This is a genomic window from Alkalibaculum bacchi, from assembly GCF_937875145.1.
Classification (GTDB): Bacteria; Bacillota; Clostridia; order Eubacteriales; family Alkalibacteraceae; genus Alkalibaculum; species Alkalibaculum bacchi_A.
This window is the reverse complement of record NZ_CALNCS010000028.1, coordinates 1-8,680: the sequence shown is the minus strand read 5'-3', so window position 1 is coordinate 8,680 and position 8,680 is coordinate 1. Positions and strand designations below refer to the sequence as shown.

General features: G+C 33.3%; 5 protein-coding genes and 1 other annotated feature. Of the genes, 1 reads left to right on the top strand and 4 read right to left on the bottom strand.

The annotated features are described in order from the left end of the window. Positions 1-716: 716 nt before the first annotated feature. The 4 genes from Q7P22_RS02310 to Q7P22_RS02295 all read right to left on the bottom strand — a co-directional run bounded on the left by Q7P22_RS02310 (position 717) and on the right by Q7P22_RS02295 (position 7,996). Positions 717-2,192: a phosphomannomutase/phosphoglucomutase gene (locus Q7P22_RS02310; RefSeq protein WP_303860133.1), complete on the bottom strand. Its 1,476-nt coding sequence runs from the start codon at positions 2,190-2,192 to the stop codon at positions 717-719. A gap of 60 nt (positions 2,193-2,252) precedes the next feature. Further along, positions 2,253-5,351, bottom strand: a complete 3,099-nt coding sequence (gene ileS / locus Q7P22_RS02305) for an isoleucine--tRNA ligase (protein ID WP_303860131.1) — start codon at positions 5,349-5,351, stop codon at positions 2,253-2,255. Positions 5,352-5,613: 262 nt separating this feature from the next. Continuing rightward, positions 5,614-5,813: a binding site (T-box leader), on the bottom strand. Positions 5,814-5,893: 80 nt separating this feature from the next. Then, entirely contained in the window at positions 5,894-6,481 is a 588-nt protein-coding gene (locus Q7P22_RS02300; RefSeq protein ID WP_113921605.1) for a flavodoxin family protein, read from the bottom strand. Positions 6,482-6,631: 150 nt separating this feature from the next. Continuing rightward, positions 6,632-7,996 carry a PLP-dependent aminotransferase family protein gene (locus tag Q7P22_RS02295; protein WP_113921606.1) on the bottom strand — a complete coding sequence of 455 codons (1,365 nt, stop codon included), beginning with the start codon at positions 7,994-7,996 and terminating at the stop codon, positions 6,632-6,634. Positions 7,997-8,058: 62 nt separating this feature from the next. On the opposite strand from Q7P22_RS02295, the gene Q7P22_RS02290 reads away from it, so the two are divergent. Then, the gene (locus tag Q7P22_RS02290) at positions 8,059-8,583 is read left to right on the top strand and encodes an ECF transporter S component (RefSeq protein ID WP_113921607.1); all 525 of its coding nucleotides are present in this window, start codon (positions 8,059-8,061) and stop codon (positions 8,581-8,583) included. Positions 8,584-8,680 lie beyond the last annotated feature (97 nt).

Genomic DNA, 8,680 nt, shown 5'->3' with positions numbered 1-8,680 from the left:
ACTCTCTAAATAAATTGCTGGCTTGTTACATTTTATTACTTTAATGTTGCTTGTCTTAAAGACACGCAACTAATTTGCTTGGGTTTGTGTGCACTATTCTATTTTCAAATACCTTTAGAGTAATACTTTGCTTACAAGGAACGCAGTGACGCGGTAAGTAATTAGTATTACCTATGCCAGGCTTATCCAAGAAAACGAGCCTTAAGGCGAAGTTTGATTGGCTATAAGCTACGGCTTTTTTTCAATATTCAGCTTGTCTCTCTCGAGTCAGCTTTTATATCTTACTTCATCTTGTTTCTTTTGTCAACTACTTTTTTAAATTTCTTTTTCGTTGATCTTGTATTTCGTATTATACCCATGTTAAAGAAATATAAACATTTTTTATTACTTTTTCTCTTTAACTTAATCGCCTTATTATGTACCTCTTGGCGACTTGTTTTATTATACACAGGGTATTTCTTTTTTGCAAGGAGTTTTTTAAATATTTTTTCTCTTGTAGAAATTTTGTGCTTAATTGTTCGTTTGCATGCGCGTTCATACTACTGATAGCGGAATGCTGAAAGCTGACAACTGAACTCACCTCCCTAGTAGGTGAAATAACGTAATGACCAATGTGTACTTAGTACAGTTGAAAACCATCTTTTCATCTGCAACTTATCTATGGCCGTTCCGCATTCAGCTTTCCGCTTTCAGCCAAGCACAAAATTACTATCTATTTATACAAAAGATAAGGCTTTATATTTACTTAAGAAATCAAATAACTTCTTCTCAATCTTCTCACAACCATCAGATAGATTAGACTCGATATTTATTACCATTACTGGGTCGTGTAATGATAATCTCACTAAGCACCAGCCTTCTTCTTTTTCGCAATTTACTCTTACCCCTTCATAATTAGGAGTTTCTGCCGACCAGCCTTCTACAGTATTCATATAATCTCTAAAGTCCTCGAGGACTTGATTTCCATATGCTTTAAAATCTTGATCATTAATCTTGCCCCTAACTTCAATTGATTCTACTGGCTCCTCAAGACTTCCTATAAGGTCTTCTAGATCTTTTCCTTCTTTTCTTAATTCTGCAAATAGGATTAAGACTTTTGTCACTAAATAAGCTCCATCATCTAAAAAGTAATTTTCCTTTAATGCACAGTGACCACTTGTTTCTATAGCTAGATGAGCTTCTGTGCCTTCTTTATTTAAACGGATAGCTTCATTTATGACATTTTTATATCCTCTCATAAATCTGTGGTGCTTCCCACCTTTTGATTCAATGAATTTTTTCAAACCTACTGAAGTTACAGAATCCGTCACAATTGTGCTATTAGGATAATCTTTTAAAACAATTGCTGACATTAAAGCAATTAAAGCATTTCTATTAATAGATTTTCCATTGCGATCTACTACTGCCGCCCTGTCTACATCTGTATCAAATATAATACCTAAATCAGCGTTACTATCTAAGACACCTTTGCAAATGGCATCCATTGCCTCTTGATTTTCTGGATTAGGTTGATGATTAGGAAAGTTCCCGTCAGGATTTAGATACAAACTTCCTTCTGTATCTGCGCCTAATGGCTGCAGCACTTTTTCAGCAAAAAATCCACCTGCACCATTACCAGCATCTACAATAATCTTACAATTTTCAAATGGCTTGTCTTCACCTGTAGATTCTTTAATTTTATTTACTAACGCTTCAGCATATTTACTGATAAAATCGAATTTTTCAACTCTTCCATTGTCTTCGTATTGAGGTTTTTGAGTTTCTGCAATATCTAGAATTGCTTTAATATCCTTGCTGTCTGCTCCTCCGTCTTTTGTAAAGAACTTAAGTCCATTCCTATTAAAAGGAAGATGACTCGCTGTTATCATTATAGCTCCATCTGCATTAATCTCATCGTCTAAAGTACTCATAAACATAGCTGGAGTAGAAGCCATTTCGCAATTAAAGATCGTTGTGTTTTGTCCTTTCATGCCTTTAATAGCAGCCTGTACTAACGTCTCTCCTGATATTCTGCTATCCCTTCCAATAGCTAAAGATAATTCTTCTTTTCCAAATTTATTCTTCAACCATGCTTTAAAGGCATAGGCAATTTTCGAAACTGCTTCAGGTGTTAAGTTCACTTCTTCTCCAGGTACTCCTGCTACAGCAATACCTCTAACATCGGAACCATTTTGTAATTTTAATAGACTCACATTAACATCTCCTTATATAAAAAGTTGGGGCTGCTATTTATAGCGGCCCTAATTGTACACTCAAACTCTCTTTATGACTACAATTCCTGTTTCATGTCCATTGATATTTTGTTTGTCTAATTCTTCATCTGTATAAGATATGCTAAGTCCTAGGGTTTCTTCTTTAATAATCTCTTCATATTTTTTAACCGCTTCTATTACTTCAACTTCACCGTTTACTTTAATATCAATATTATCCATAACTTCAAAGCCATTTGATTTTCTCAATTGTTGAATTTTAGAAATGACTTCGCGAACATACCCTTCTACTTTAAGTTCATCATCAATATTTGTATCAAGAATGACAAATATATTGTTTTCCATTTGAACATTAAAGCCTTCTTTAGATGAAATACGAACATCAATAAAGTCTTTTGACACTTCTAGTTCTTCGCCATCAATAGTTAGAACTACTTTTTCACCGCTTTCAAGTTTTGGCACTAGTTCATCTGCGCTGGCCTTAGATAAAGCTTTACCTAATAGTTTAACTTTAGCACCTAAAATAGGTCCAGCTACTTTAAAGTCTGGCTTTAAGCTAAAGTTTAGAAATGTGCTCAAATCATCTTCAAAATCCACATCTTTTATATTGAGTTCTTCCATAATCAAAGGAACTAAATAATCGATGTTCTTTTTATATTTTCCATCGACGATGATTTTATGAAGAGGTTGTCTTACCTTAATTTGTGCTTCTTCTCTTGCTGCCCTACCTAAGCTTACAAGATTTCGAACTAATTCCATTCGACTTTCTAGTTCTAAATCGATAATAGACTCATCACAAATAGGATAATCTGCAAGGTGAACAGATTCCTCACCAGTTAATTTCTGATATACTTCTTCAGATATATATGGGGCAAATGGAGCAATCAATTTGCTAATGCCAACTAACACCTCATAGGTTGTACCAAATACAGATTTTTTATCTTCAGTCATATCCTTAGCCCAGAATCTTCTTCGGTTTCTTCGGATATACCAATTAGACAAATCTTCATTGATGAAATCTTGGATTTTTCGAACAGCTTTTGTCAGGTCGAAAATATCCATTTCTCTTCTGACTTCTCTAATTAAGCTATTATATTTAGATAATAACCATCTGTCAATCTCTGGTCTATTTTTAACCTCTACAATAAAATCTTTAGGATTAAGATTATCTGTATTTGCGTACAAAGTAAAGAAATTATATACATTCTTCATGGTATTGAAGAATTTACTTTGTACTTCTTTTAATCCCTCAATATCAAATCGAGTAGGAGTCCATGCCGGAGATACATATAGCAAGTACCATCTTAGGGCATCTGCACCGTATTGATCAAAGAGTTGGAAAGGATCAACAGTATTTCCCCTAGACTTAGACATTTTTCTGCCTTCTGCATCTAGTATTAAATCATTAACTAATACTTTCTTATATGGAGCAACCCCCATTACAAAAGTGGATATTGCTATTAAGGAATAGAACCACCCTCTAGTCTGATCAATACCTTCATTAATGAAGTCTGCCGGAAATTGAGATTCGAACTTTTCTTTATTTTCAAATGGATAATGATATTGTGCAAATGGCATAGATCCAGAGTCAAACCAACAATCAATAACATCAGGTACTCTAGTCATAGTGCCTCCACATTTTGAGCAATGGAAGTGGACATCGTCTACATAGGGGCGATGTAATTCAATGCTCTCATCAATATCCTCTATGGCTTTCTCTACTAACTCTTTACGAGAACCAACAGATTCAAGATGACCACATTCACAACGCCAAATATTTAATGGCGTTCCCCAATATCTAGACCTTGAAATGGCCCAGTCGTTTAAATTTTCTAACCAGTTTCCAAAGCGTTTTTCTCCAACAAAATCTGGATACCACTCCACGCTATTGTTGTTTTCAATAAGTTTATCTTTTAGTTTTGTTATTTCGATATACCAGCTTGGCTTCGCATAGTATATTAAAGGAGTTTTACATCTCCAGCAATGAGGATAATTATGAGCTACTTTTTCTTTTTTAAATAATTTTCCTTCTTCTTTTAGCCATTTAATAATGTCTAAATCTGCATCTATTACAAAAGTGCCTTTCCAAGGCGTATCTGTATACTTTCCTTCTTCATCCACTGGATTTAAAACAGGAAGATTGTACTTTCTACCAATTTGATAGTCATCTTCACCAAATGCAGGTGCAATGTGTACAATACCAGTTCCATCATCTGTGGTAACATAATCAGCTAGTGTAACAAAAAATGCTTTCTTATTTACTTGTAAAAATGGCATCAGCTGCTCATATTCTACATATTCTAGCTCAGAACCCTTGAATTCATCAACAATCTCAAAATCATCACCAAAAACTTTACCTGCAAGGGCTTTTGCAACAATAAAGGTATTATCTTGACTTTTAACCCTTACATAATCTGCTGTTGAATGAACTGCTAAAGCTACATTAGAAGCTAATGTCCAAGGAGTTGTAGTCCAAACAAGAAAATACTCGTCTGCATCTTTTCTCTTTATAGGAACAATAACGGTGTTGCTTTTGATTTCTTGATAACCTTGAGCTACTTCATGAGAAGCTAAGCCTGTCCCACATCTTGGACAATATGGAAGAATCTTGTGTCCTTCATAGATATAATCTTCATTAAAGAACCTATTTAAAATCCACCATACACTTTCAATGTAATTATTATCAAGAGTGATATAAGGATTTTCTAAGTCTATGAAATATGCCATTCGCTCACTCATCTCGCGCCATAACGCTTCATAAGTGAATACAGACTCTTTACATGCTTTATTAAACCCAGCGATTCCGTACTCTTCAATTTCTTTTTTACTAGATATATTTAATTGTTTTTCTACTTCAATTTCTACTGGTAATCCGTGAGTGTCCCATCCAGCCTTTCTCTCTACTCTATAGCCTGTCATTGTTTTATATTTACATACAGAATCCTTTAAAGTTCGAGATAAAACATGGTGAATCCCTGGTTTACCGTTTGCTGTCGGTGGTCCTTCGTAAAACACGAAGTTTTCTTTTCCGTCTCTATTATCAATACTCTTTTTTAAAATATTAATCTCATTCCAAAAGTCTGATATCTTCTTTTCTGTATCAGCAATTGTTGAATTAGACAATTCTTTAAATACTGCCATTATTTTTTCCTCCTAATATCTATAATAAAGTGACTAGTCGTATCTTGTAGCCAATCAGTTTGTCGCGCCTATGCAAGAAGAACTGGATAACGCTCCTAGGTGGTAAGGTGGTAAGCTCATAAGGTGGTAAATAAAATTATTTATGCCAATATAGATAACAATTTTTCATCTAATCAACTGCCCATCTAATCTTTTAAATTTTAAATAACACAACAAAGGATAATTTTCTTCTATAATAAGTAAAAGCTTTCGTTCTTAATTTTATAAGAACGAAAGCTTTTTTCGTGGTACCATCTTACTTTACATTGCGTAAATGTCTTGTTTTATTAACGGGTTGACCGTGATTTTTCAATCAAAACTCAAAGGTGATCTTCGTAATCGCTCCACTTATTAACCTTTCAACCTAGGATTAATTCTCTGTAAAGTTTCTGCAACTACTACTGTTCTCGTCATTGTTCTTATCTATATATAGTTGTACGGATTTATTTTACTCATAATAAATTATTGTGTCAAGGGTTTTGTGAAGGAGGCTTTTCTAATGGCTACATCCAACTTTTATTATTTACTATCTTTTCAATTTCTAAAGCTTTTTTCACAACCTCTTCTCTTACTTCTTCATTGTCTATTAAACTAACGCGATCGGAATTGTTATATTTAATGAAGTCTAGCAATGTACCTTTAATATTCGTAAGAAAATGTTGTGTTTCTGCTGTAACTCCTTCAAATTGATTGCTATAATGTCTAGAACCTCCAACAGAAAGGATTACTACAGGCTTTCTTTCTTTAAATATTGGATCTTTAATATGATACCAAGAATTGTATAGAACTTGATTTCGATCGATCATAATCTTTAATCTAGTAGTAACACTATTAAAATACAGAGGTGTAGCGAGAACAATCAAATCACTTTCTAGCATCCCTTGAATGATTTGGCTCATATCATCTTTAAAAATGCACTCACCCAAGTGATCTCTACAATACTCGCAAGCAGTGCAAATATTGATATCTAAATCTACAAGCCTTTTCTTTACTATTTCATTTTTAGAATCTAATCCCTCTAGAAAATAATCCAAAAGATGTTCTGTGTTTTTGTTTTTTCTATGACTAGACATCATTGCAAAAACTTTCATAATAATAACCCTCCAATACTTATTTTCTTTAGAATTCTTTAATTTTAGCCACACTATAATTTCTATTCATTTCATTATAATGGGTCTTACATCAATTATACTATATTCTATTAAATTAGTATAAATCATTATCTTTTCTTTTTATATCGTCTAGAAAACTTTTTTCATAAGTAGATCCAATGTTTTTTCTATCACATCTTCTTCTAAACCACTGTAAGTAAAAACTACGACGAGCTTATCTTTTTGAAACCCTTCTACTAATTCTAGATGGATATTTTGACTTTCCGCATCTTTTAGGATTTCACTTACCTCCTTGTTTGTAGTAATTTCAAACATCATATGAAGACCCGAATCGTGACCTAATATATTGATTTTATTTCTTGCGTTCTTTTTAATAAAATTTACTATGAGCTCATTTTTGCGATAGTAAATCTTTTTGATTTTCCTTAAGTGTTTTTTCAAATAACCTTCCTCCATAAATTGAGCTAAAGCTAGCTGCTCCATTTTGGAAGAAGATTGTGAAAATTGCCTTTTATAAGAAGTATACAATTCTAAAATAGACTGCGGTAAGATCATATAACTGATTCGGATGGACGGCAAAAGAATCTTAGAGAAAGAACCAAAATATATGACATGACCTGTACTATCTAAACCTTGAAGGGCAGGTATAGGTCTAGATTCATAACGAATGAGACAGTCGTAATCATCTTCCAAAATAAGCGCGTCTTTTTCTTTTGCCCAATTCAAAACTTCTAATCGCTTATCTATTGGCATTACAGAACCTGTAGGATACTGATGAGAAGGGCTTAAAAACACCATCTTTGCATTGGATTTTTTTAGTATATCAATATCAATACCTTCTTCAGATACTCCTATAGGAATGATGTTCATACTGTAATCCTCAAAAGTGCTCTTTGCATGAGTAAAACCGGGAGATTCCATAGCTACATTACGATATTTTGTCTTTAAGAGGGAGCAAAGAATACCGAGAAGGGATTGCATACCAGCACCAATAACAATTTGGCTTGATGTACAGTGAACCCCTCTGGTTTTTTGCACAAAACGACAAATATTCTCTCTTAAGACGAGTTCTCCTTGTTCATCTCCGCTTGTATACAGTTCATTTTCTTGCTCTAAAAGTACATTTCCATATATTCTTTTCCATACTTTTATATCAAAACTCTTTTTATCTACTCCATTATTAATATAATCCCTACTTTGAACAATTTGGTCTTGCTTAACTGATTTTTTTGTTTCAGGAAATAGATAATCTTTTATTTCCACTACATAATAACCGCTCTTAGGAACATTATTGACATACCCTTCTACTACTAATTGATTATACGCAGTTTCTATTGTGGTTTTACTCACATTGATATCCGCAGATAATTCTCGGATGGAGGGCAATTTCTCGCCTTTTTGAAGATTGCGATTTATGATTTCTTCTTTAAAGTGATTGTATATCTGTATGTATATAGGTTCTCTATTACTATAATCTAATATCATTTGATCCATATTTTCACCATCTGTCCTTATTAAAATATTAATTTCTGTATATTTTCAAGAGGTTATATATTATGTATTATAGTAAAAAAGGTGGGGAAAGGAAAGATATTATGAATAACAATATAAGAAAATTAACTTATACTTCTTTAATGATTGCATTGGTTTTTATATGCACCGTAGTTATCGCCATTCCAAGTCCATTAGGTGGCTATATTAATCTAGGAGATGCAGCCATTTATATAAGCTCATACTTTTTAGGACCAGCATTAGGTTTTTTAGTAGGAGGCTTTGGTTCAATGATGGGGGATTTATATTTAGGTTATGTACCTTATATGATCGGTACTTTTGTCATTAAAGGTACTATGGGAATAGTATCTGGTTACTTATTTAAAAAAGATAAATTCCTATTAGGCATTCTTTTCGGTCTAATAATTATGGTGTTAGGGTACTATGTATTTGAGATTCTTCTACTACAAAATGTACTCTCTCCATTGGTGAATATACCTTTCAATGGAATACAAGGTTCTATTGGTTCCTTAGTAGGCTATACTCTCATTCAAGCTATAAAAAAGAGTAAGCTTGTTGCAAGTATTTAAATGGTTGGACGGGAAAACAATATAAGAATAAGAGAATAAGTTGAAAAATGAGGACCACCCGTCCAACGGGTGGTTTCCTCTACGGCTATAAGCCTTT

Bases quoted from the DNA above. Each gene is read 5' to 3' on its own strand.
- ileS (WP_303860131.1), bottom strand. From the start codon at position 5,351: ATGGCAGTATTTAAAGAATTGTCTAATTCAACAATTGCTGATACAGAA.
- Q7P22_RS02300 (WP_113921605.1), bottom strand. From the start codon at position 6,481: ATGAAAGTTTTTGCAATGATGTCTAGTCATAGAAAAAACAAAAACACA.
- Q7P22_RS02295 (WP_113921606.1), bottom strand. From the start codon at position 7,996: ATGGATCAAATGATATTAGATTATAGTAATAGAGAACCTATATACATA.
- Q7P22_RS02290 (WP_113921607.1), top strand. From the start codon at position 8,059: ATGTATTATAGTAAAAAAGGTGGGGAAAGGAAAGATATTATGAATAAC.